Here is a 23,541-nt window from a genome sequence, read left to right on the forward strand (position 1 = left end):
TGTTCTCGATTTCATTTTACAGTCTTGCTAAATCAAAAGCGGTTGAATCTGCCGATATAAAGTTCAGCGGACCGCTTTCGTCAAGATATTTGGAGCTGTAGCTTTCGTCATTACCATTGATAAACAATACCGTTTTGCCTTTGATTGTATTGATCACCTTATCAATAACCCTGGGCGATACAGCAGGACAGCCGAAACTACGACCTACATATCCCTTACGGTTAATAGCAGCCTGGCTAACATAGCTGGCTCCATGAATCACGATATCGCGCATGCGTGCATTACCATTAAAGCCCTCATCCAGGCCGTCTAAATGTAAAGAGCGGCCATGCTTGCCCATGTAAACATTATCGGTAAGGTAAAAGCCCAAACTGCTTTGATGCGAGTCGTTCCTGTCAGAAAAATTGGTAGCCATTTCGTCACCACTACCCTGTCCGTGGGCCACCCAGGTATTGAGCAACAGCTGCTTGCTGAAAAGATCAATGATCCACATACGTTTTTCCCGGCTCGATTTGGTAAAATCGACCACAGTTAATACAGAACTGTTTTGTGGTAATTGGTGGGAGAGCTTTAAATTGGTATAACCTGTAACCGCTTTTTCAAATACATTAAACGCCAAACCGGTTTGCTGCAGGCTGGCCGTCTGGTATAAACTATTTACATACTGATTAAATAGTTCCCTTGCATTTAGAGTTGAATTTACTTTTCCGTCTGATTTGTTCGCACCTGCGGATCTCCAGCTGATAATGGTTGTGGCTAAAAATAGAACCGCGAATGTGACACACCATAAGTGTTTCCTCATACTTGTGTTGAGTTTAATTTTAAACAATAATTTAAATTAGCAACAGGTTAAGTCGGTAACTGACCGGATTAGGAGCCGGCCAATTACAAATGTATAATTTTTTACTTAAGTCAAAATCATTTTAGGATATTTTTTTACTAAAATGAAAATAAATTTAAGATAAAGCAATTAAGCCTTAATTTATACGGAGAAAAACGACTAAAAGTTAGGAATATTGTATGAGGGGGAAAATAAGCAGTGTGGAGACCGGATTTCCTCCCCTCTTGAGAGGGGCGCGTCTGGAAGGAGAATTGGGAGGGGTGTGTTAAACCAGCTGTAGATAAACACACCCCTCCATCCTCTCAAGAGGGGAATCGCACATATCCACCCCATTTTTTTCAAACACTTCAAAAAAGGCTGTCATGCCTGTCGAAGCATGGTGGGCAGGCCACTGCACACGCCCTTCGACGAGCTCAGGGTGACAGGCCTCTTTATTTTATCTCCAACATGTCATTGCGAGGCACGAAGCAATCTCATCGGATACAATCTATCGTATATGCGAGGTGATTGCCACGCTGCGCTCGTATGACATGGAAATTACCTTATATTTTACTTAACCCAATTGATCTTTTCTTCGAGCGGAGTGTTTCTTCTGCCTTCGGGGTACTGGTCGGCGTAGCCCAGGTATAGTACACCGATTACATTATCTTCTTCGCGCAGTTGCAAAAACTCCTTCATGCCGGGTTTTAGGATGGCCCCGCCCGTACTCCAGAATGAGGCCGCGTTTAGGGCTGTTGCTCCAAGCAATATGTTTTGGATAGCACTTGACACCGCTGCGATCTCTTCAAACGGTGGTATTTTAGGCAGATCGCCACGTTTCATCGTTACAATGATCACGTGTGAAACCTTATCACCCTGGTGTTGCAGATTGTAATAAGTAAGCTCATTAAAATCTTCAACACCAACGCCTTGTTTGTATATTTCGGCATGTTCACGGCAAAAATCAGCAGGGTTTTCATACACGATAAAGCGCCACGGTTCTGTATAACCATGAGTTGGCGCCCAATCGGCCAGTTCCAGCAAGGCAGCTACCTGCGCGTTAGGTATTTTTTGTCCGTTCATAGCAGCCGGCTTTACAGAACGGCGCGTTTTAATGATGTTTGATATAGTAGTGAATGTTGTAGAATCCATAATGTGTATGTAGAATAGAATGTCAGCAAACTTAAAGATTTAAGCGCAGAATTGAATGGAGAGGTGAAAAAAGCGTCATTGCGCAACGTGGCAATCCCCTACTTACTGAGCGGCTCTGCTTATCGGGGATTGCTTCGTACCTCGCAATGACGCGCGGAGGGTAAATCGCGAATTCAACAACTCACTAATTCGCTAATTCACTAAATCGCTAATTAAAAAATCGCTGGATATTTAGCGGGATTAGCTTCGTTCATCATGGCGTAAACCGCTTCGATCACATCATCAACAGATGGTTTGCTAAAATAATCGCCATCAGAACCATAAGGCGGACGGTGTTCCTTAGCGGTTAACGTTCTGGGTTGTGCATCAAGAGAATAGTAACCATTTTCGGTTTCCACTATTTTTTGAACAATATAGGCTGATGCCGCTCCGGGTACGTCTTCGTCGATAACTAATAATTTGCTGGTCTTTTTTAAAGAGGTACCGCAAACATTGTCGATATCAAAAGGGTACAGGGTTTGTGGATCAATAATTTCAATATGTATCCCCATTTTATCAAGCTCAACAGCAGCTTCCTGTACAATACGCAAGGTTGATCCGTAGGACACAACAGTGATGTCTCCCCCTTCTTTCAATATTTCAGCCTTACCTAACGGAATGGTAAATTCGCCCACATTTTCAGGAAGTTTTTCTTTCAGGCGGTAGCCATTCAAACTTTCGATCACAATGGCTGGTTCATCACCCCTTAGCAGCGTATTATACAAGCCTGCGGCCTGGGTCATGTTACGGGGCACGCAAATATGGAAACCACGCATCGAATTCACGATCAATCCCATTGGCGATCCTGAATGCCAGATCCCTTCAAGCCTGTGGCCGCGCGTGCGGATGATTAGTGGCGCTTTTTGTCCGCCTTTGGTGCGATAGCTTAAACTGGCTATATCATCGCACAAAACGGTCATAGCGTAAATGAGGTAATCCAGGTATTGGATTTCAGCAATGGGGCGCAAACCTCTCATAGCAAGCCCCATGCCTTGCCCGATGATGGTAGTTTCGCGGATGCCGGTATCGGTAATGCGCAGATCCCCGTATTTACTTTGCAAACCGGCAAAGCCCTGGTTAACATCGCCTATGGCGCCTACATCTTCGCCAAAGGCCACGATGCTTTTATCGCGCTCAAAGTTGGCATCAAAACAAGCATTCAATATCTCGCGACCATCCAGCAAGCGTGCATCTTCGCTATAAGTAACCGGTACAACAGGCACATTTAAAGGAGATTGCGGTGTTTCTGAAAATAATTTAGAATCATAACGCTCTTTATTTTTGATGGTCTCTGCTTTTAGCCAATCCAATAATACCTGTCTTTCAGCAACGCTTTCGTGCACGGTAAGGCGGAGAGCTTTGCGTACAGAACCAACAGTATCTTTCCGGCCGGCATCATAGCTTGACCGTAGTTCGGCAGCGATGTTATTGAGCTCCTCATTGGCAGACAACGTGTAGGCCAGGTTGTCAATTAAGCGTGCGGTTTCCTCAACTTCAACCTTGATGATATCGCCCAGCTCGGCGGCCGCTTCACGCTGACATTCACGTACATATTTTTTGGCTTCGGTTTCCAGCGCCTCCAGTTCGGTTTCATTAGCAATAGCCGATGAGATCATCCACTCGCGCATTTTCAGCAAACAATCGTGCTCATCTTCCCAGGCCAGGCGCTCTTTTGATTTATAACGCTCATGCGAGCCTGAAGTGGAGTGCCCCTGCGGCTGTGTCATCTCTACCACGTGTATCAATACCGGTACATGCTGCTCACGGCATATGTTAATGGCCCGTTCGTAAGTTTCGCAAAGGGCAATATAATCCCAGCCCCTTACTTTAAATATTTCATAACCGTTGGAGCCATTTTCGCGCTGAAAACCTTTCAGTATTTCAGAAATATCTTCTTTGGTAGTTTGCAGTTTAGCCGGAACGGAGATGGCGTAGGCATCGTCCCAAACCGAAATAGCCATAGGCACCTGCAGCACGCCAGCGGCATTAAAGGTTTCAAAAAACAAACCTTCGGATGTGGAACCGTTGCCGATAGAGCCAAAGGCAACCTCGTTACCACCTACAGAAAACTGTTTCAGGTATTCCAGCTCTTTATTCTGGCGATATAGTTTGGAAGCGTAAGCCAAACCCAGCAAGCGGGGCATGTGACCGCCCGTAGTTGAAATGTCTGACGAGCAATTCATGGTTTCGGCCTGGTTAACCCAGCTGCCGTCGGCATTAACAAAACGGGTGGCATAATGACAGTTCATTTGCCTGCCGCCCGAGGCGGGATCCTTTTCAATATCAGGGTTGGCATAAAGCTGGGCAAAAAACTCTTTGAGATTGCTCATACCGGTAGCAAACATAAAAGTTTGATCGCGGTAATATCCAGCGCGCCAGTCGCCGGCGCGGAAAGCTTTGGCCATGGCCAACTGGGCAACTTCCTTACCATCGCCAAAAATGCCAAACTTGGCCTTACCCGTTAAAACCTCTCTCCTGCCTATTAAACTTGCCTGCCGACTTTCGTAACCAATACGATAATCGTCAATCACAATTTTTTTGAAATCATCAAAACTTAGTTCTGCAGTATTAAATTTACTGGTTGCACGTAAGGTAGATTCGGGCATATATAATTTCGTTTAGACGGTAAAATTATAAAATTCTATTCTGTATTTTGCATACTGACGATAAAACATGGAGTTTAACTAATAGTTTTTAATTTAGGTTAAACCTTATATATTTGTTTTACGTTAAACCTTATATATTTGTATTAATCAAACAACATATGAAACAGATACTAATGATTTGCGCAGTAGTTTTAGGTTTTGCCTTTACTGCATCGGCACAGGATAGCCAAAAAGCGGAGTTTAAATTCAATGAAGAAAAACACGACTTTGGCAAAATACCTCAGGGTACTCCTGTAACCACCGTTTTTGAATTTACCAACGTTGGTAAAGAGCCTCTTATTTTGACAGAAGTAAGACCAACCTGCGGTTGTACTATCGCCGATTACACCAAAACGCCTGTAAAAGGTGGTGAAAAAGGCACTATCAAAATCACTTACAATGCTGCTGCCGCCGCACCTTTCAACAAAACTATTGTTGTAAAATCAAACGCGGTTACACCAGAAAAGTATCTGAACATTATTGGTGAGGTTGTAGCCAAACCAGCGTCGAGCAAATAAAGCTAAGCCCTTGCTTAGCGAGGGATTATAAAACTTTACAAAAAAGGCCCTTTTTCAAGGGTCTTTTTTCGTTTAGGAAAGTATGCAACAACAATACTTTCTTTTTTATTAATTTTGCACATGCCAAAAATATCTCAAAAAGGGCAGCGCATGCCCGCATCGCCTATACGTAAGCTAACACCTTATGCTGATAAAGCAAAGCTTGATGGTAAAAAAGTTTATCATCTGAACATTGGCCAGCCCGATATTGAAACTCCTGAAGGCATGCTGAATGCCATTAAAAATATTGACTTTAAGGTTTGGGCCTATACCCCATCCGAAGGCACACTCACCTACCGTAAAAAGCTTACAGAATATTATAACAAGCTGGGTTACAACATTACACCAGATAATATCATTGTAACCACCGGCGGTTCTGAAGCCATTACCATATCTATGATGGCATGCCTTGACCCGGGCGATGAAGTGATCATCCCGGAGCCTTTTTATGCTAATTACAACGGCTTTGCCAGCCAGAGTGATATTGTGGTAAAACCCATACTTTCTTTTATTGATAACGGGTTTGCCCTGCCCCCTATCAGTGAGTTTGAAAAACTGATAACCGATAAAACCAAGGCTATTATTATTTGCAATCCCAATAACCCTACAGGGTATTTATACTCTAAAGAGGAACTCGAAGCCTTAAAAGAACTGGCCCTAAAATATGATCTGTACCTGTTTTCGGACGAGGCATACCGGGAGTTTTGCTATGACGGCCGCACCTTTATTTCGCCCATGCACCTGGATGGACTGGACGAAAACGTAATCGTAATGGATACGGTAAGTAAACGTTACAGTGCCTGTGGCGCTCGTTTGGGTTGTTTAATCACCAAAAACAAGGCGGTTTTAAGCGCTGGTTTAAAATTTGCCCAGGCCCGCCTGAGCGCCGGTATGGTTGAACAAATTGCAGGTACCGCCGCGGTTGATACACCCGACAGCTATTTTGAAGCCGTAAATAAAGAATATACCAGCCGCCGGGATACGCTGGTAAGCGCATTGAACAAAATAGATGGCGTTTACTGCCCAAATCCGGGTGGTGCTTTTTACGTGGTAGCCAAATTACCTATTGATAATGCCGATAAATTTTGCCAATGGATGTTGGAAACCTTCAGCTATAATAACCAAACGGTGATGATGGCTCCTGCAACCGGCTTTTACAGCAGCCCAGGCGCAGGATATAACGAGGTACGCATGGCTTACGTTTTAAAAAACGAAGACCTGAAAAACGCAATGATCTGCCTGGAAGAAGCTCTGAAAGTTTACCCCGGACGCATGGTGAACAATGAACAGCTTGCCGAAAGCAGATAAAAATATATGTATATAACAACAAAACCCAATAATTATTGGGTTTTGTTGTTTTTAAGCTACTATGGATATAAAAAATATCTAATTTTTCATGGCGTCATTGACGGGTTGACTATCAACAAATTGTTCAAAACTCTTGATTTTCCCATCTTTCAATTTCCATACATGAGCAACTCTGGCTGCAAATGATTTACCTGTGATTTTGTAAGTCCCTGTATAGGTACCATATGCTACAACTTTATTGTCGCTCACAACATAGTCTTCTGGTGTAAATTTATAATCAATCCATTCGCTTCCCAAACGACTGAAAACATTTTTGGCGATGTTTTCCAGGCCGATGTAATTTCCTGCATAGGGGAAACCTTTGGCTTCGGTCCAGTTGATATCTTCGGCTACGTATTTAGCTAAATTTCTCCCATTTTCTTCTGAAGTTTTACCTTCATAAGTGCTTTTTATAATTGCAAGATCTGTCATTTTATTTTTTATTTAAAAGAACAACCTGACCGTGCAATAACATTGCCAGATTGAACAAGATTAATAATTTTACCATTTCATTTCGCCAGTGTTTACTTTCGCGCCTATTTGCAAGGCGATGTCAAAAGTAAGCGCAGGGTATTTTGATTTTAACGCAGCTATCAACGCTCCTGAGGTTTTATTGGTTTTTAAAGCCTCTTCATAGAACTGAATATAGCTTTTCGTGTGCTTTACGGCGCTCTCATCAAATGGACTTGCAGAATTAGCATGTGCAGGAACCACAATTGCCGGGTGTAATGCTTCAATTTTGTCTAAAACACTGATCCACTCTTTGCGGGCTTCTGTTGTTTGTGCATCAGCCATCCAAAGATGGAAAGTGGTTCCAAAAATATTAATACCGCCTACAACTGCTTTTATAGAAGGTATCCAGATAAAAGTTTTAGATGGAAATTCCTCCAAGCCTACAATCTCTAATTTCTGCCCTTCCAGATCAATGCTGTTTCCTTTTAAAACCTGGGGCAGAATAACATTTGATGTAATATTTTTACCCAATTGTGCTCCCCATACATCTAATTTCTTTTGAGCCGTCGCTTTAATATGCTCTACAGTTGCCGGTGCTGCATAAACAGTAACTTCCGGAAAGTATTTTTTAAACACTTCCAATCCGAAGTAAAAATCTGGATCGCCATAAGACACATAAATAGTGGTTAGTTTTTTATCGGAGTTTTTGATCTCCTGGGCAACTTTTTCGGCGTCTGCTAATGTAAATTGTGCGTCGATCAATACAGCATCTGTTTTTCCGGATATGATGACCGATGCCACTCCAAAACTATTTTCTGATGCATTGTAAACCTGAATTTTAAAATTGCTTGTTTCAATAGTTTTGAAACCTTGTGCCTGTACGTTCATACTGAATAAATTTAAGATGGTTAAGAATAATAAAGTTGAAATAATACGTTTCATGATTTTGCTGTTTAATAACAGCACAAAGATGCGATCATCTCATACTCAAAAACGTTGAACAAGTTCAATAAATGAGATCGGCATTATTTTTTACCGACTATCTTTTTCCTTATTTTACTTAAAAACTCGTGGCTAATTCCCAGGTAAGCCGCTATTTGAAGATTCGTAAGGCGGTTATAATGTGCTGGATATTTTTCAATGAAGTCAAGATAACGTTGGTCTGCAGTTTTGCTTAAATTGTCTATCATTCTTCTTTGCAAAGCAACATGCGTCTTTTGGGTCATTACTCTAAAGAGCTTTTCTATTTTGGGAATATTTGTATAAGCTCCCTCTTTATCTTTTTTTGAGATGAGCAATACTTCGCTGTCATCAAGGGCTTGTATAAAAAGCTGTGAAGGTTTTCCAGTGGTAAAACTATCAATATCCGTGATCCACCAATTTTCAACAGCAAAATAGAGTACTTGTTCAAAACCATTCTGATCAATATGATAAACACGAAAAAGCCCTTTCACCACAAATCCTTCAAACTTGCAAACCTCGCCCTCACTCAATAAAAAGCTTTTCTTTTTTATGATCATATTTTGAAACAGATCACAAAAAGCTTCCATTTCGGAGGTCGAAAGGGATATGTGTGTGTTTATATTCTGCTGGAGAAGGTTTGTCATTACGCTTGGTGGTATTAAAATTTCACTAAAGATTTGACATTGCTACCGCAAAGATTTAAAAACGTTAACATTCAGTACATTTCAAATGTACAAAAAGAGGTTAATGTTGAATATATAGAAATAAAAGCCTCCGGAAATTAATCCGAAGGCCTTGCTAAACGTTATTGATTTGATATAAAAACTTTCAAGCAAAGCGCAGATATTGCGAACGATTCAGAGAGATAGAGGGATTCGAGCCTTCGTCCAATTAACATATCATCAGGTAAGCTAAATCTTAAAATCAACAACAAGCTCTATTAACTTACCTGTAAGACCACTTTTCCATTAAGGCTCCCTGCCGTAACCAGGTCCTGTGCCTCAGCAGCAGTTTCAAGGCTAAGTACTTTGACTATCTGTGGAGTAATTTTATTTTCCTCGACTAACTTTTTACCGAATGCTAATTTCTCAAGCTTTGGCGCAGAATTGATGAACTCAGCAGAGATGCCATATTTTTCAGCTTCTTCATTTGAAGTAGGCATAACTATGCTAATTAATTTACCACCCTTTTTTACCACAGCGTATGATTTCCGCAGCGTTTCACCTCCTACTCCGTCTATAACCAGGTCAACATCATGCATTAATTTGCTAAAGTCTTGTGATTTATAGTCGATTGCTTCGTCGGCGCCTAATAATTTAATGAGATCCGCACCCTTTGCCGATGCTGTGCCAATTACATAAGCACCCAATGCTTTGGCCATCTGAACCAGCGCGATACCGACAGCACCTGCAGCTCCATGCACCAATACTTTTTGACCCGCTTGCAGATCCGCGCTCTCTATCAGTACGCTATAGGCGGTATTCAGCGGAACAGCCAGCGCTGCAGCTTCATTAAGGCTAACATTATCCGGGATCAAAGAAATATTTTTTTCATCCATCACAATATATTCAGCATAGGTACCGCCAAATGTGGTGGCGAATACCTTATCTCCTTTTTTTAACCGGGTTACATTCCCGCCGGTCTCTTCCACCGTTCCGGAGAAATCAGTACCTGGAACAAAGGGAATTGGAATAGGTATAAATTGCTGCATTGCACCCGAGCGGATTTTCATATCAAACGGATTAATAGTTGTAGCCGCTATTTTGATGAGCACCCGACCGGTTGCTGGTGCAGGTTTAGCCATGTTTTCTATTTTCAAAACGGATGAATCTCCGTACCCTGTCATTTGGATTGCTTTCATATTTTTTATAGTTAGTTATGTACAAATGTAACCGATTAGCATTCATGCCATATCTCTTACAGGTAAATAAAAACCAACCAAAATGCTTTTTAAATAATACAATATTTTTTGTCAGGTCTATCCGTTTTTGATACACAACAAGCAAGATCACGTTCGGTTCTGATACAGTACAAAACCCACATTATCTGCATAATTAATTAAAAATCAGATAATTAAAAACATGGCATGTATTTTAGAGCATCATTTTAATTTCCTAACCCTAAGAACGTTAAACTGATGATCAAGAACTATTTTAAAATAGCGTGGCGCAATATCTGGAAGAACAAAGCTTTCTCGGCCATTAACATTATAGGTTTGGCTGTGGGTATGGCCGCCTTTATGGTGATAACAATGTTTGTTGCTTATGAAAAGAGCTTTGATAATTTTCATACCAAAAACATTTACCGTTTAAATGAAGTGCAAACGGTTGGCCAGGAAGGTACAACGCAAAAGGTTGCACTATCTATGTTTCCGATGGGACAGGCTTTAAAAATGAAGTACCCGGAAATAAAAAATTTCACGAAGATAAAGTGGAATGAAAAATACCAGATGACCTATAACAACGAGCGCATGTTTTTGCCACAAGCATTTGCCGTCGACTCTACCTTTTTCCAGATCTTTGATTTTAAACTCATCAGCGGCGATAAAAAAACTGCGCTTGCAAAGCCTAATAGTATTTTACTTACCGAAAAAACAGCTAAAAAATTATTCGGAGATGCCAACCCTATCGGGAAAACGGTAACCCATTATGGTGATGATACTGTTTCTTTTGCCGTAACCGGAGTGCTTGCCAATATACCTCAAAACTCACAATTACAATTTGATGCCCTGTTTTCATTCAGCAGTATTTATAAACCCTGGATGTTTAAAAACTGGGGCGGCAATTGGCTAAACACCTATCTTGAACTTGCGCCAGGCACCGATCAGGCATTACTGGAAAAGAAATTCCCTGCCTTTATTACAGAGCATTTGGGTAAAGATGGCACCAAATATATGAAGCTGTTTTTGCTGCCTTTGAAGGATGTACACGCCAACTCGGCCGATATAGGTTTGGATTATATCAACTATCAGAAATTTGATAAAAAATCAACCAACCTGTTTGCCATTATCGCGCTCATCGTACTCATCATTGCCTGTGTTAATTTCATCAATCTTTCAACCGCCCGTTCGGCCGAGAGAGCCAAGGAAGTAGGCATCCGCAAATCTATAGGTGCTCATCGTTTCCAGCTGGCTTTTCAATTTTTAGGCGAAACAGTCCTGATCTCTTTCATCGCATTAATTTTTGCCATTGGCCTGGTTGAACTGGCCCTGCCTTATATCAATAACCTGAGCGACAGAAGCATAAATTTCAATGTATTCGGCAGTCTCGGCGCTATATTTTTTGTGTTTGGCGGCACGGTTCTTATCGGTCTCCTATCGGGCATCTACCCTGCTATTTACTTATCTTCGTTCCAGGCAGCCAAAGTTTTAAAGGGCTCTATACAAGTTGGGAAAGACAAAGGATTACTCCGGAATATACTGGTTGTTACTCAATTTAGCAGTGCTATTTTTTTGATGATTGCCACTGTATTTGTGTTAAGGCAATTAAGATTTATGCAAAAACAGGATCCCGGATACAATCGTGAACAAATAGTCAATATCCCTTTAGATAGGATCACCACCAAAAAATACGAGCTTTTTAAAGATGAATTACTAAACAGCACATTGGTATCTGGCGTAACCGCTTCGCAGGATATTTTAGGAAGCCATCTGGATCAAACAGGAGTATCATTTAAACCTGCGGATGGACCCAAGCAAGATTTTGGTACAACCTTGTTAGTGGTAGATGATAATTACCTTGATCTGTATAAAATAAAGTTGGCTGCAGGTCAAAATTTCTCTCAGGATAAAAAGCTCAACGGGCGGGAATATATTGTTAACGAAGCACTGGCAAAATCACTATTAAAAGATCATCCCAAAGCCCCCTTATCATCGTTAATAGGCTTACAGTTTGGCTTTGATTCATTAGGCACAATAAAAGGAGTAGCCAAAAACTTCAATTTTAACTCCTTACAATACAAAATTGAACCCATGTTTATGGTATGCGCGCATTCCTGGGATTTCAGAAATATCTCTGTTAAGATCAACGGTAATAATACCGCCGCGGCTATAGCCTTTATCAAATCGAAATGGAATAGCCTATATCCTGATTACCCATTTGAATATCAATTTCTGGACGATCACTTTAACGAGGTTTACAAGGCCGACAACCAGGTAAGCCAAATAGTCGGTATCCTTGCCGGGCTGGCTATTTTCATTTCCTGTTTAGGTTTATTTGGTTTGGCATCACATTCCGCCGAAAAAAGGGTGAAAGAGATCGGGGTACGAAAAGTGTTGGGCGCATCTGTACAGCGTATTGTGCTATTGCTTTCGGGTAATTTCCTGAAACTGGTTTTGATAGCCAATATCATTGCCTGGCCATTGGCCTGGTATGCTATGGATAAATGGCTATCGGGCTTTGCCTACCGTATCAACGTTACCTGGCTAACCTTTGCTTTTATAGCGCTTATATCGGTATTGATAGCGTTGGTTACCATAAGTTTTCAATCAATTAAAGCGGCAATTGCAAGCCCGGTAAAAAGTTTAAGGAGCGAATAATTACAATCATCAGTAAAAAAAATTTACAAATAACTCAACCACCATTTTTGTTTGTTGGCTTGTTTGTATGCGTCATAGCGTTTGCATAAAGGATATAAAGCAACAACTATGGCTGTCCAAATAAGGTAAGCTATCGGCAACGAAAATCCATAACCTTTAAGATTTGTGGTAAACCAAATAGGCTTGGTCAGGAACCATATTTTCCAATCCTGTCCTGGGATAAGGGCCGATGCAATAACTGCTATCAGGTGTATTACGTAGATGTGGATAAGATAATAGAACATGGGCACCCTGCCATATACTGAAATTATGTTTACAACGTACCCCCTTAATTTTTCGGTAAATGACAGGAATAAAAATGCCCCGCCCAGCGTCACTAAGAGATATAATAAAGACGGCGGGTATTTACTCACTTTAATAAATGACAGGAAAGTAAAGAACGCATCTTTTTGTACGCTCCATTTTACCGGATCGCCATATAAGTTGGTATAACGCAATGTCACAAACAAAACAATAGCTAAACTGCCGAGGATCAATAAATTCCGTTGTCTCTTATCGGCATCGTACCCAGCGGTGTACCATGCGCCCAAACAATAACCTAATGGCATTACTGCCATCAGCGGAACAATGGGATAACCGACTAAAAGAATTTCCTTGTGCCAGGTAAAAAATCGCTGGTCATGGATCAGCGCCCAGCCAAAAGCGGCTATCGAATTACCTTCCACATGCACATTATCCAACAGGTTATGCCCCGCTACTATAACAATGCAAATCCCCAGGATAAGCCTTTTTGGCAGGTGAATAAATGCCGACAGTATTACCATACTTATACCTAACGCCCAAATAGTTACAAACAAGAACATGGGGAACGCAATATTAAAATTCCAGGCAAAGTTAACCACGATCATTTCAAGAAAAACGAGCCACAGGCCTCTTTTTATAAGGAAAATTGATAATTCCTTTTTGGACTTTTTTTGCCCGATGAGATAGGCCGATGTTCCGGCAAGCAGCATAAATATTGGCGCGCAAAAATGGGTGATCCACCTGGTGAAAAATAATATGCCGCTTGTTTTTGTAAGATCAAGCGGATCAAACAGAAACGAGCCGGAGTATAAATAATCCCGCACATGGTCAAGCGCCATAATGATCATAATAGTGCCGCGAAGGAAATCAATGGAGGTTATCCGGTTCTTTACAATAGTGCTCATTCGGTTTGGGTATGAGCATAAAGATATTAATTTACTAAGCGAATTTCGGAAAATATCTGATCATTGACATTGTTATGAAAAAAGCAGGTAAATAACATAATCTTAATTGATGATCAGCCTAAGGCAAATAGTCCTGCCAAAAAGCACTATCACTACATCACTTTGCTACCCTTTTTAAGCGAAAATGATGTAATGATAGTGCTTGTTATTATAAATGATCAGAAAGCATAATGACGCATTCCGCCATCTACAATATTAACAGTACCGGTGATATATTTTGCACGAGGCGATACCAGGAAAGTGGCCATATTGGCTATATCCTGCGGTTCACCAAAATCACCCAGGGGTATTTCCCGGGCAGCAAATTCCTTTCGCGCTTCGGCAGTAAATATGCGGCGTACATTAGCAGTATCCAAAAGACCAGGCTGCAGGCAGTTGATCCTGATACCATGCTTACCCAATTGTGCCGACAGCTGTTTTGACCACATCGCGATGCTTGCTTTGGCTACCGCCGAAACATTCACGCTGCGCAGTTCATACGTGCTGGTAATGTTTAAAATAGCGCCTTGCTTACGCTCTATAAAATGGGGTAATAATTGTTGGGTCAGCTGCCGGTGACGGTCAAAGTCCATCGTCATCGACTCGCTCCAAGCCTCATCCGCCCCAATAACATCCAGCGGCTGACTGCGACCGGTATTGTTGATCAATATGTCAACCTCGCCCAAATTTAACAAAGCCGCCGCTGCAATTTTCTGCGGCGCATCAGGTGCAACAAAATCCTGTACCAATATAAGCGGTTCTTCGCCCCCGGCAGCTACTATTTCTTCCTGCAGGCTTTTTAGTAATTCTTTATTCCGGGCGGTTGCCAATACTTTAACGCCTTCTACAGCCAATTCTTTTGCTATTGCCCTGCCAAGTCCCTGGCTGGCGCCGGTCACTACCGCGTTTTTTCCTTTTAAATACAGATCCATAATTTTTATATTGCTATTTTGTTTGTTGTTAAAAAATTCTTTGTCAAAATTAGTGGGTAACCTTAAATTTGCATGGTAAGTAATTAGTTGTACGGTACTAACAAAAAAGTAACTAATGGCAGGAAGAAAGCAAACCTCAACCTATACCCGCAATGAAGTATGTGTAATTGATTGTGATTTAACCTACGCTGTTCATAAGCTTGGGGGCCGGTGGAAATTATTGATACTGGATAAGTTACGTACTAAAAAACGAAGGTTTAACGAGATCAAAAAAGAGTTTTCTTATATATCAGAACGCATGTTAACCCTGCAACTGCGGGCGCTGGAAGAAGACGGACTGGTGAAACGAACCGTTTTTGCAGAGGTACCACCAAGGGTAGAATACGAACTCACTGAGATGGCGCTTGAGCTTGGCCCAATCCTGAAACAGCTAAGTGCCTGGGGCGGCAAACAACGGAGTTTGGTAAAGAAAGACTAACGATCCGGTATTATGAATGTTTCCCAACTAAATTTTGATGATTACCAGGACAAATGCCTTAATGACATTTCATCGTTACAGGATGAGTTTATGAAATTATATGACATTGAGTGTTATGAAGAATGGTTTTACGATCAAGATATTGGTGTATTTAATTTTAAGTCGGATGATGGACGAAAGCTGTACTTTAAATATGTTGAGACCGGATCATTTTCAACAAACACCAATACTTGGAATTGGTCATGGAATAACGACTCCATTCCTAACAACGTTAAAGTACCTCTTAAAAAAGTAAAGGCTTTTGGAGAGGAAAATAAATTTGGGCAGTTAACCCAGGGACTAATTGATGGTGATGAATACACAGGTTGGGCAATGACCGCCATAACAGCAACGCTGCTGAATGCCATAGGTGTTTACAGAATCCCTCAAGAGCACCTTTTCATTTACTTCATATTTACAAATGAGCTAAGTGAGGAGACCTATAACTCACTTAAAGAGAAAGTCGTGCTTTGTGATTCACATGGTTCAGGCAGGTTAGCATTTGTCTGTCAGCATTTGAATAAGAACGAATATTCAGGTTTTCATGAAGCATTTGAATCAGACCCCTTAATTGAACCTGAAGACGATTATCAGGCCTGGTGTACTGAATGCGAAAATATAAGATTGCAAGAGGGCGAATGGAATGATGTATCAATGGAGTTTGCCAAAATTAAAGTTATTTGTAACCAATGTTATTTTGAGATTAAAAAAAGAAATCAAGGTGTGTAGTTATAAGTGCATAACATATTTCCCTCAAGTAACCCTTCGTTTTATAATTACTGTTTTTATATTTACCCGAATTTATAAAGGATAATGTGCCCAAAGCCTAAACCAGCTATTGCAGTTCTAAAAAATGATATTTAACCAGGAGAGCGCTCAGGGCACGCCGCAAAACATAACCTGGATAAATAACTTACGATTGATAGCCATGTTTGCTGTGGTGGTATTACACACAGCTTCACCCCTGCTTTTTTATCACAAAGGAAGCTCCATGCAGGATTGGCTGGTGGCCGATATCTACAATGCTTTAGTACGTTTTGCTGTGCCGGTTTTTGTGATGATAACCGGCGCTTTGCTACTTCACCGGGATTATGAACTGGATGATTTTTTGAAGAAACGACTTGGCAGGCTTATACCGCCTTTTCTTTTCTGGAGTACGGTTTATATACTTTACAGGTGTTATAATGAGGAATTTACTTTTACAAACAGCATCTGGGCCAACACCAAACTGATCTTACTCCAGTTTCAAACAGGCGCCTATTACCATCTGTGGTATGTATACTTATTGATAGGTTTATACTTATTTATCCCCATCATTGGTAAGTTTGTAAGGCAGGCATCGGAAAAAGAATTGTTATATTTTCTCGGGATCTGGCTTTTAACGGTATTGTTAAGCAAGCCATACTTAAGCGGCTTCGATACAGCTATTGACCTTCAAAACTTTACCGGTTACATGGGATACCTGGTGTTGGGGTACTATTTGGCTTACAAAAAATTTCGTATCCGCGGCATGGTTTATATCGCAGCTGCGATATTTGTTTTAACAGCGCTGATCATTATTGCTGGCACCCATTACCTGCTGCTAAAGAATCATGAGCTAAGCACTTTTTTTTATGAACCGATAAGTCCGTTCATCATCCTGCTCTCGGCAAGCGCGTTTTTGATCGCAAGGTATACTGTGGTCAAGTTAAATCCGGCATTGAATAAAATAGCGCAAAATACCGGAAAATTTACGCTGGGGATTTATTTCAGTCATGCGTTGATATTAACACTTTTTGATTTGGCAGATGTTAACTACGCCATTTTTACACCCATGTTAAGTATTCCTGTTATAGCTGTGTCATGTTTTTTATTGTCATGGCTTTTAGTTTATGTGATGAGTAAAATACCTTTTGTAAAACACCTTGTTGGGTAAAAGCGTTACTTAACTGCAAAGTATTTTCTGTATATTTGTACCCTTAACTGCAAACTGCCCACCGGCAAATGCAACTCTAATAAAAATGGGGTCGACCGGAATTGACAGGATGGAGATAAGTAAGTAAGCATGCAGCGCGTTGGGTGAATTAGCGCTTAAATCTGAACGCTCAAACTTACAAATGGCGAAAATAACTACGCCTTAGCTGCTTAATTTAGAATTAACCAGCTTTTGTCCCGCCGGTTTTCCGTTCTGTTGAATCGGCAATAGGGGCATCGAAAAACGGAACTGGCCAGCTTAATGGTGTGCAAAGCAGGCGAGATAAAGCACCTAAGGAAGACGGTACAGGTAAGCGACTGACCTTCCCCTTCCCTACAATTAAACAGAAGCTAAGCATGTAGAAAGCTTACCTTATACCATGTTTGGACGAGGGTTCGAATCCCTCCGGCTCCACTAAGTTCAATGTAAAACAGACTAAAGCCTGCAAATTAAATAATTGCGGGCTTTTGTTTTTTAGTCAAATGACTATGTTATTCACCATTTCGCAATAAAAAGGAGCGTAATTCGGTGACTAAATTTTGGATACTCCTTAACCACTAAAATAGATTATTGATTTGATAATCAATTTGTTAAAATTTTAAACATCTTGTACAGATGTGATTGCGAGCTTAATTTTGTTTCACTTTCAAAAACAAAAAACAAATAAGATTAATATTTCATTGCAATCAGCCTGAAATACAAAGCCCCTACACTCGCCGTTGGGGACTTTCACCTAAGTATTATGATCTGAAGAGCACACTGGTTCATAAAAAAGTATGTGATAAGTTAACACCAGAAATATTTATGAAACAAAAAATCCCTGCCTCCGGAAGAAACAGGGATTGAATGAAAATTATACTTTTGAAACCATTATTTTAATGTGTTTTGGCATTTTCTTGAGTTTACGAATTTAAAAGCCATACATGCCACCCGAAACGGAAATTTGCTCGCCTGTGATCCAAGCTGCATCATCGGAAGCCAAAAAGACGGCAGCTTTCGCGATATCTGCGGGTTGGCCCCTGCGGCCAAGTGGTGTTTTTTCGACAAACATTTTTTCATAGTCGCTGCCAGGAGTGACGCCTGCATTGGCGGCACCTTCCGTATTTGTAGCGCCCGGTAAAATAGAATTGATCCGAACGTTTTTAACACCCAACTCCTTAGATAAAGCAATAGTGAAGGCATCAAGCGCTGCTTTAGTTGAAGAGTATAATGACGCGTTCGGAAGAGGATACTTACTTGCACCGGAACTGATATTGATAATGTTTCCGCCCTTATTGCCAAAAAGTTTCAGCGCCGCCTGAATAGTCAATATAGGCCCTAAAACATTGACATTGAAACTTTGATGAAATGCCTCCACCGAAATCTGTTCAATAGGTGCGTATCCTTGAGCTACCGCGTTATTTACTAAAACGTCCAATGCGCCGAAAGTCTTTTTGGTTTCTTCAAACAGCCTGGTTACATCGGCTTCATTCGAAACATTGGCCTGTACAGCGATGGCCGTGCCGCCGTTATCCGTAATCTCCTTAACTACTTTATCTGCACCTTCTTTACTTGTGGCATAATTCACCACTACCTTTGCGCCGGCTGCGGCAAAGTGCTTGGCAATTGCTGCGCCTATTCCTTTCGATGCACCGGTAACTACCGCTACTTTGTTTTGTAATTTATTCATTGTTCCTATTATTTTAAGATTTAAACTTGATCAGGTCCTGGAAGATTAGCTGTCCCCAGGTATTTCCCAGCGCTTGTACCAGCAGTCCGCCTTCCGACAGCCCGCCAAGTTTAACTGCTGCGAAACCGAGATCTTCCGCAAGCGCTGCGATCTCCTCAGCTGCACCCTCATCGTCGCTTGCCAGGAACACGACTCTACTGCCGCCATGTACGGCCGGGTCCTTGTCAAGGATAGCAGCGCCTAAATGGTTGAAGCCTTTAACGAGTTTCCCACCGGTGAAAGCCTGCGCTACAAATTTGGCAGAAGGCAGCCCTCCCAACTTTTCGAGAGGTACGCCGTAGGCATTGGTCACATCGACGATGATCTTTCCCTGCCATTCAGGCAGCGCCTTTGCGACGTCCGGGTGCGACTCAAAACGCACCGCCAAAAAGATGACGTCCGCCTTGACGGCATCCGCCAGTGTTGCTGGAATGATCCCGGTTCCAATCTCGGCGGCCTCGGGTGCAAAGCTTTCCGGGTTACGCGTTGTAGCAACGGATACTTTGATGCCTCTACGGGCGAATGCCTTTGCCAGGGCCTTGCCAATCTTGCCAAAACCGATAATTGCGTAGCTTTTTGCTACCTTGTTTTGTGAATTATTCATTTTGAGAATTTTTAAATTATTTTGATAAATAGGTCATGCCGCCATCAACAAGGAGTTCGGCACCCAACATAAACGAAGAATCATCAGAGGCCAGGAAAACCGCTGTTTTACCAATGTCAGTCGGTTGCCCGATCCTGCCTATCGGCATTTGATCAGCAAAGTGTTTTTTTACCGCTTCCATTTGTTCTGCGGGAACAAACTTGTCAAATGCTGGTGTATCTGTGGTGCCTGGGGTGATCACATTTACCCTGATCTTTCTTTCTAAAAGGTCGCTTGAAAATCCTTTTGCTAAATAGATCACCGCCGCTTTTGCAGCGCCATAAAGCGTAAAATTCGCATACGCCCGATGTGCTGCATTTGACCCTATCAAAACAATAGAACCACCGTCATTCATATAAGGCAGTGCTTTTTGAACAGTGAAGTAAACACTTTTCAGGTTTAGATCAATGGCCTTATCAAACGCGTCTTCATCAAAAGTTGCCACAGTTCCTGCGGCTCCAGCACCTGCATTGGCAACAACGACGTCTATCTTACCAAACTTTTCGGCGGTTGCTGCAAACACCCTTTCCAGTTCGGCCAGGTTGGTCACATCGGCGTTGATGGCGATAAAATCATCCCCCAGTTTCACCACAGCGCTATCCAACGTTTCCTGATTCCTGCCGACGATAACTCCCGTTGCACCTTCATTCTTGAATTCCAGTGCAATGCCCAATCCAATGCCGCTATTACCACCTGTAATTACGGCTACTTTATTTGTTAATCTGCTCATTTTTAATTTAATATTAAATTTGTTTCGCAAAGTTACTATCATTAGTTTATATTTGTAACTAACATAGTTCATTCTGGTTACTGCGAGGTAACTACAAAATTTGAAAATATGAGAGACGAGAGATTTTGCGCTTCGAATTGCCCCTTTACGAGAGCTATCGGCACTATTGGCAATAAATGGAAACCGATCATCATTAATGTGATTGGCACCCGTACTGTTCGGTTTGGTCAGCTGGATTCCATTATACCGCTCATTTCAAGGAAAGTACTGACCGAACAACTTAAAGAGTTGGAAGAAGACGGACTACTGGAAAGATTGGCCTATAGGGAACTACCACCCAGGGTAGAATATAAGTTGTCTGAAAAAGGCTTAGCTTTTTTGCCAATTCTGGAAAGTATAAAAGAATGGAATTGCAAATATGAGATAGCTTTAACACCCAAAGAGACTGATAAAGTAACTTATGCCCAATAGTGTAAGATTAAATTGGGAATGAAAAAGTTCCGGGCATCTGATCCAAATGGCGAGTTTACAAGCAGTATATTGACAATATTAAGTATTGACAGCCTCAGCGGTATTGGCAGGCCGACATTCATTCGACTGGCCTCTGAAATCTATTAACCGTTGAAATGAAAACTGCTAAACACCCTAAGTAGCATGTGGGGCGATTGTTTTAAATCGTCCGGCTTTGCGGCTGAAAGTCAAAAAACACGTACACCCGTTTGAACCATACAGCTACGGCAGGAGGCTTCATTGCATCTGGCACTATCGCGCAGTTTTTTTTAAGCCGTCGGCCTCGCTGCCTCAGGCAGGTGTGAAATTCGTTCCTCATGATACACCTGCTTTTCCCATCACTCAAAATTATAATCCCATTTCACCACGTCCGGTAAAGTTACCTACCGGCGTAAAGCAACAATTAACATCAATTAATAAGTTATAAGTTTATTATTTTGTAATGATCTCAATTTTGCCCCCGCTATTAAACAAGCTGTTTGGTACAAAATAACCCTTAATTTTTTTGCCATTTACTTTTATAGCTGTTAAGATTCTCCCTTTTCCGGGTTTTGTTATAGTTAGTATTTTACCTGTATTTGTTTTCCATTTTATTTCATCTAAAAGCGGAACCGTAACAATATACTCCGGATCCGTTGCCGAAAACGGATAAAGACCCAACGCGCTGAATACATACCATGATGACATTTCCCCTGCATCATCCATACCGCTCAGCTCCAGTCCGTTATTACCTATGCCATATAAATTATTTAATATATGATCGATGATCTTCTGCGATTTCCAGGGCTTCCCGACAAAATAATAGGCAAAGGGCGCTTCATGATCCGGCTGGTTACCCTGGCAATATTGCCCTATCATAGTTTCTACATTTCTGGCAATGTAATGAGGGTTCCATGGCACGGTAAAAAACGAATCCAACTTTGCTTCAAAGTTTTTTGATCCGCCATACAGCTTAACCAACCCCGGCATATCATGAGGTGCGAAGAAAGAAACCTGCCAGGCATTTGCCTCCCTGTACATATACTCATAATAAGGATATTGTGGATTAAAATTTTTAACCCATTCCCCATTTTCTAACCGGCCTCTCATAAATTTGGTAAACGGATCAAATACATTTTTATAGTTTCCGGATCTTGCCATCAAGATTCTATAATTGGCCGTATCGCCCAATTTTTTTGCGATCTGGGCAAGGGAATAATCATCATATGAATATTCTAAGGTTTTTGATACGCCGGCTTTACCTTTGGTCTCTACATTGGGTTCGGCAACATCAGGATCTGATATATATCCTTTTTTAATGTATTCCGCTATAAATGGACGCGTTCCTCCTTCTACATTCGCATTTCTTAACAGCAATTGATAGGTACCTTTAATATCGAAGTTGTTGATACCCCTGAGATAAGCTCCTGCAATGGAGGATGCGGCATGATCTCCATGAAAAAAGGTAGGTATAAAACCAGTCTTATCACCTTTATCTTTCAGTGATTTAATAACATTAAGCGTAACATCAGGGCTGATAAGCTCCAAAAGCACATCCTTATTACGATAGGTATCCCATAACGAGGGTTCTGTATAGTAGGTAATGCCTGTTTTTACTACATTCTTTTTAATATCTGTAAATTCTCCGTTTACATCACTGCGTAATGCCGGCCACAGAAATGATCGGTACAGGCAAGAATAAAACATCTGTTTCTGTTTATAGGTTCCGCCTTTTACCTGGATAGATGACAATAATGTCTCCCACTTTTGGTTTGCCTCTTTCCGAACAACTTCAAATGTTTTATTGCCTATTTCTTTTTCCAGGTTTTTTTTCGCGTTTTCTACGCTTACAAATGACAAGCCTATTTTAAGTTCGACCGGCCTTGTACCTCCGTTCGCTAAATGAACTATGGCAAAGCCTGTTTGCTGACCTTCATCTTTCTTTTCTAATTTTTCAATCCGGGTATTCAGTAGCGCATAAAAATAAACGTTTTCGCCACTTTGAAAGCCTTGTAAAGCAAAGTCGCCCACCTGTTCAATCTTCCAGGTTGATACCCTGCTAAGGGCTTTGGACAAATCAAAAAGTATTTGCCGGTTGGTATTGTTTTTATATTCATATTGATGATAACCGCATCTTAAAGTAGACGTCAAACTCACATTGATGCCATAATCATCAAGGTATACCTGGTAAAAGCCGGGAGAAGCGCTTTCCTTTTTATGCGTAAACTTTGAACCAAATTGAGCACCCGGATTTGAAAGAGGCAGGATTGGGATATTACCTAAATTCCAATGCCCTTTGTTGGTATGCGTAAAGCCCACAATAACCGAGTCTTCATATTCATATCCAGCACCGGCAGGCTGAAATTTTGTCATTGGACTCAACTGAACCATAGCATTTGGCAACGAACTACCAGGAAAGGTGAGTCCTGACCACGCGCGCCAGCCTTTTGGTAATTCATAACCCAGGATTTTAGGATCAGTAACTCCCTCCGAGCCAATAAATGTATTTACATATTTTGTATAAGCCGTTGAGGTTTGGCTTTTACCAGCGGCAGATGCAAGCAACACTATCAGTATTATATTTAAAATGCTTTTAGCGAAATTTCTCATTCTTTAAAAATAAGGTGATTAAATGAATAGATCCAAATTGTAATCATTCTTTTGCATAACACAGTAATATATGCATTCTTCCTCCTCAATTTTTAGCATTCTATTTTCTTCGAATTCTAAGCTAAATCCATTTAAATCAAATAAAAAGCCTGTAAATGACGACTTACAGGCTTTTATTCCTAATTTGATCTTAATCTT

The 23,541-nt window shown here is 41.2% G+C and carries 20 protein-coding genes and 1 other RNA gene; 8 read left to right on the plus strand and 13 right to left on the minus strand.

Going from position 1 to position 23,541, the window contains the following annotated elements; translation table 11 throughout:
• Window positions 1-16 precede the first annotated feature (16 nt).
• From ACNURT_RS16300 to ACNURT_RS16310, 3 genes are all read right to left on the minus strand, one after another.
• Complete coding sequence (locus ACNURT_RS16300) at window positions 17-802, minus strand: murein L,D-transpeptidase catalytic domain family protein (RefSeq protein ID WP_419698600.1); 786 nt, start codon at window positions 800-802, stop codon at window positions 17-19.
• A gap of 588 nt (window positions 803-1,390) precedes the next feature.
• A complete protein-coding gene (locus ACNURT_RS16305) occupies window positions 1,391-1,972 on the minus strand; it encodes a nitroreductase family protein (protein WP_419698601.1) in 582 nt (193 codons plus the stop codon).
• Between the two features lie 212 nt (window positions 1,973-2,184).
• Window positions 2,185-4,617, minus strand: coding sequence for an alpha-ketoacid dehydrogenase subunit alpha/beta (locus ACNURT_RS16310; protein ID WP_370997798.1), 2,433 nt, complete (start codon window positions 4,615-4,617; stop codon window positions 2,185-2,187).
• Window positions 4,618-4,775: 158 nt separating this feature from the next.
• On the opposite strand from ACNURT_RS16310, the gene ACNURT_RS16315 reads away from it, so the two are divergent.
• Complete coding sequence (locus ACNURT_RS16315) at window positions 4,776-5,174, plus strand: DUF1573 domain-containing protein (RefSeq protein ID WP_076370587.1); 399 nt, start codon at window positions 4,776-4,778, stop codon at window positions 5,172-5,174.
• A 120-nt stretch (window positions 5,175-5,294) separates the two neighbouring features.
• Window positions 5,295-6,521 (plus strand): pyridoxal phosphate-dependent aminotransferase, encoded by a 1,227-nt coding sequence (locus tag ACNURT_RS16320; protein ID WP_419698602.1) that lies wholly within the window; start codon window positions 5,295-5,297, stop codon window positions 6,519-6,521.
• Window positions 6,522-6,599: 78 nt separating this feature from the next.
• Here the strand turns inward: ACNURT_RS16320 and ACNURT_RS16325 are convergent, their stop codons facing one another.
• The 4 genes from ACNURT_RS16325 to ACNURT_RS16340 form a co-directional block, all read right to left on the minus strand.
• Window positions 6,600-6,992 (minus strand): nuclear transport factor 2 family protein, encoded by a 393-nt coding sequence (locus tag ACNURT_RS16325; RefSeq protein ID WP_370997808.1) that lies wholly within the window; start codon window positions 6,990-6,992, stop codon window positions 6,600-6,602.
• Window positions 6,993-7,061: 69 nt separating this feature from the next.
• Window positions 7,062-7,955, minus strand: a complete 894-nt coding sequence (locus tag ACNURT_RS16330; protein WP_370997809.1) for an MBL fold metallo-hydrolase — start codon at window positions 7,953-7,955, stop codon at window positions 7,062-7,064.
• A gap of 83 nt (window positions 7,956-8,038) precedes the next feature.
• Window positions 8,039-8,620, minus strand: a complete 582-nt coding sequence (locus ACNURT_RS16335) for a Crp/Fnr family transcriptional regulator (RefSeq protein ID WP_419698603.1) — start codon at window positions 8,618-8,620, stop codon at window positions 8,039-8,041.
• A gap of 296 nt (window positions 8,621-8,916) precedes the next feature.
• Window positions 8,917-9,837 (minus strand): NADP-dependent oxidoreductase, encoded by a 921-nt coding sequence (locus tag ACNURT_RS16340; protein ID WP_419698604.1) that lies wholly within the window; start codon window positions 9,835-9,837, stop codon window positions 8,917-8,919.
• 276 nt (window positions 9,838-10,113) lie between these two features.
• On the opposite strand from ACNURT_RS16340, the gene ACNURT_RS16345 reads away from it, so the two are divergent.
• Complete coding sequence (locus tag ACNURT_RS16345) at window positions 10,114-12,513, plus strand: ABC transporter permease (protein WP_419698605.1); 2,400 nt, start codon at window positions 10,114-10,116, stop codon at window positions 12,511-12,513.
• 23 nt (window positions 12,514-12,536) lie between these two features.
• On the opposite strand, the gene ACNURT_RS16350 is transcribed toward ACNURT_RS16345, so the two are convergent.
• Together ACNURT_RS16350 and ACNURT_RS16355 are read right to left on the minus strand one after the other, a co-directional pair.
• Window positions 12,537-13,721, minus strand: coding sequence for a DUF1624 domain-containing protein (locus ACNURT_RS16350; RefSeq protein ID WP_419698606.1), 1,185 nt, complete (start codon window positions 13,719-13,721; stop codon window positions 12,537-12,539).
• A gap of 218 nt (window positions 13,722-13,939) precedes the next feature.
• Complete coding sequence (locus ACNURT_RS16355) at window positions 13,940-14,692, minus strand: SDR family NAD(P)-dependent oxidoreductase (RefSeq protein WP_419698607.1); 753 nt, start codon at window positions 14,690-14,692, stop codon at window positions 13,940-13,942.
• 115 nt (window positions 14,693-14,807) lie between these two features.
• Here ACNURT_RS16355 and ACNURT_RS16360 point away from each other — a divergent pair, with 115 nt between their 5' ends.
• From ACNURT_RS16360 to ssrA, 4 genes are all read left to right on the plus strand, one after another.
• Complete coding sequence (locus ACNURT_RS16360) at window positions 14,808-15,170, plus strand: winged helix-turn-helix transcriptional regulator (RefSeq protein WP_419698608.1); 363 nt, start codon at window positions 14,808-14,810, stop codon at window positions 15,168-15,170.
• Window positions 15,171-15,182: 12 nt separating this feature from the next.
• On the plus strand, window positions 15,183-15,938 hold the full coding sequence (locus ACNURT_RS16365; protein WP_419698609.1) for a DUF6882 domain-containing protein: 756 nt from the start codon (window positions 15,183-15,185) through the stop codon (window positions 15,936-15,938).
• 124 nt (window positions 15,939-16,062) lie between these two features.
• The gene (locus tag ACNURT_RS16370) at window positions 16,063-17,124 is read left to right on the plus strand and encodes an acyltransferase (protein ID WP_419698610.1); all 1,062 of its coding nucleotides are present in this window, start codon (window positions 16,063-16,065) and stop codon (window positions 17,122-17,124) included.
• An 87-nt stretch (window positions 17,125-17,211) separates the two neighbouring features.
• Window positions 17,212-17,580, plus strand: a transfer-messenger RNA (tmRNA) gene (ssrA, locus tag ACNURT_RS16375).
• Between the two features lie 493 nt (window positions 17,581-18,073).
• Here the strand turns inward: ssrA and ACNURT_RS16380 are convergent.
• Genes ACNURT_RS16380 through ACNURT_RS16390 form a run of 3 tightly spaced genes read right to left on the minus strand, consistent with a single transcriptional unit; the run spans window position 18,074 to window position 20,244 of the window.
• The gene (locus ACNURT_RS16380; RefSeq protein ID WP_419698611.1) at window positions 18,074-18,832 is read right to left on the minus strand and encodes an SDR family NAD(P)-dependent oxidoreductase; all 759 of its coding nucleotides are present in this window, start codon (window positions 18,830-18,832) and stop codon (window positions 18,074-18,076) included.
• 13 nt (window positions 18,833-18,845) lie between these two features.
• Window positions 18,846-19,475, minus strand: coding sequence for an NADPH-dependent F420 reductase (locus ACNURT_RS16385; RefSeq protein ID WP_419698612.1), 630 nt, complete (start codon window positions 19,473-19,475; stop codon window positions 18,846-18,848).
• Window positions 19,476-19,491: 16 nt separating this feature from the next.
• Window positions 19,492-20,244, minus strand: coding sequence for a glucose 1-dehydrogenase (locus ACNURT_RS16390; RefSeq protein ID WP_419698613.1), 753 nt, complete (start codon window positions 20,242-20,244; stop codon window positions 19,492-19,494).
• Window positions 20,245-20,352: 108 nt separating this feature from the next.
• On the opposite strand from ACNURT_RS16390, the gene ACNURT_RS16395 reads away from it, so the two are divergent.
• Window positions 20,353-20,715 (plus strand): winged helix-turn-helix transcriptional regulator, encoded by a 363-nt coding sequence (locus ACNURT_RS16395; RefSeq protein WP_370997856.1) that lies wholly within the window; start codon window positions 20,353-20,355, stop codon window positions 20,713-20,715.
• A gap of 471 nt (window positions 20,716-21,186) precedes the next feature.
• Here the strand turns inward: ACNURT_RS16395 and ACNURT_RS16400 are convergent, their stop codons facing one another.
• Window positions 21,187-23,343 (minus strand): GH92 family glycosyl hydrolase, encoded by a 2,157-nt coding sequence (locus ACNURT_RS16400; RefSeq protein ID WP_419698614.1) that lies wholly within the window; start codon window positions 23,341-23,343, stop codon window positions 21,187-21,189.
• Window positions 23,344-23,541 lie beyond the last annotated feature (198 nt).

The sequence above is a fragment of the Mucilaginibacter sp. NFX135 genome (assembly GCF_048565145.1).
In the GTDB taxonomy this organism is placed as follows: Bacteria; Bacteroidota; Bacteroidia; order Sphingobacteriales; family Sphingobacteriaceae; genus Mucilaginibacter.

Bases quoted from the DNA above. Each gene is read 5' to 3' on its own strand.
- ACNURT_RS16300 (WP_419698600.1), bottom strand. From the start codon at position 802: ATGAGGAAACACTTATGGTGTGTCACATTCGCGGTTCTATTTTTAGCC.
- ACNURT_RS16315 (WP_076370587.1), top strand. From the start codon at position 4,776: ATGAAACAGATACTAATGATTTGCGCAGTAGTTTTAGGTTTTGCCTTT.
- ACNURT_RS16365 (WP_419698609.1), top strand. From the start codon at position 15,183: ATGAATGTTTCCCAACTAAATTTTGATGATTACCAGGACAAATGCCTT.
- ACNURT_RS16350 (WP_419698606.1), bottom strand. From the start codon at position 13,721: ATGAGCACTATTGTAAAGAACCGGATAACCTCCATTGATTTCCTTCGC.
- ACNURT_RS16390 (WP_419698613.1), bottom strand. From the start codon at position 20,244: ATGAGCAGATTAACAAATAAAGTAGCCGTAATTACAGGTGGTAATAGC.
- ACNURT_RS16310 (WP_370997798.1), bottom strand. From the start codon at position 4,617: ATGCCCGAATCTACCTTACGTGCAACCAGTAAATTTAATACTGCAGAA.
- ACNURT_RS16385 (WP_419698612.1), bottom strand. From the start codon at position 19,475: ATGAATAATTCACAAAACAAGGTAGCAAAAAGCTACGCAATTATCGGT.
- ACNURT_RS16320 (WP_419698602.1), top strand. From the start codon at position 5,295: ATGCCAAAAATATCTCAAAAAGGGCAGCGCATGCCCGCATCGCCTATA.
- ACNURT_RS16380 (WP_419698611.1), bottom strand. From the start codon at position 18,832: ATGAATAAATTACAAAACAAAGTAGCGGTAGTTACCGGTGCATCGAAA.
- ACNURT_RS16345 (WP_419698605.1), top strand. From the start codon at position 10,114: ATGATCAAGAACTATTTTAAAATAGCGTGGCGCAATATCTGGAAGAAC.
- ACNURT_RS16335 (WP_419698603.1), bottom strand. From the start codon at position 8,620: ATGACAAACCTTCTCCAGCAGAATATAAACACACACATATCCCTTTCG.
- ACNURT_RS16395 (WP_370997856.1), top strand. From the start codon at position 20,353: ATGAGAGACGAGAGATTTTGCGCTTCGAATTGCCCCTTTACGAGAGCT.
- ACNURT_RS16340 (WP_419698604.1), bottom strand. From the start codon at position 9,837: ATGAAAGCAATCCAAATGACAGGGTACGGAGATTCATCCGTTTTGAAA.
- ACNURT_RS16330 (WP_370997809.1), bottom strand. From the start codon at position 7,955: ATGAAACGTATTATTTCAACTTTATTATTCTTAACCATCTTAAATTTA.
- ACNURT_RS16355 (WP_419698607.1), bottom strand. From the start codon at position 14,692: ATGGATCTGTATTTAAAAGGAAAAAACGCGGTAGTGACCGGCGCCAGC.
- ACNURT_RS16305 (WP_419698601.1), bottom strand. From the start codon at position 1,972: ATGGATTCTACAACATTCACTACTATATCAAACATCATTAAAACGCGC.
- ACNURT_RS16360 (WP_419698608.1), top strand. From the start codon at position 14,808: ATGGCAGGAAGAAAGCAAACCTCAACCTATACCCGCAATGAAGTATGT.
- ACNURT_RS16325 (WP_370997808.1), bottom strand. From the start codon at position 6,992: ATGACAGATCTTGCAATTATAAAAAGCACTTATGAAGGTAAAACTTCA.
- ACNURT_RS16370 (WP_419698610.1), top strand. From the start codon at position 16,063: ATGATATTTAACCAGGAGAGCGCTCAGGGCACGCCGCAAAACATAACC.
- ACNURT_RS16400 (WP_419698614.1), bottom strand. From the start codon at position 23,343: ATGAGAAATTTCGCTAAAAGCATTTTAAATATAATACTGATAGTGTTG.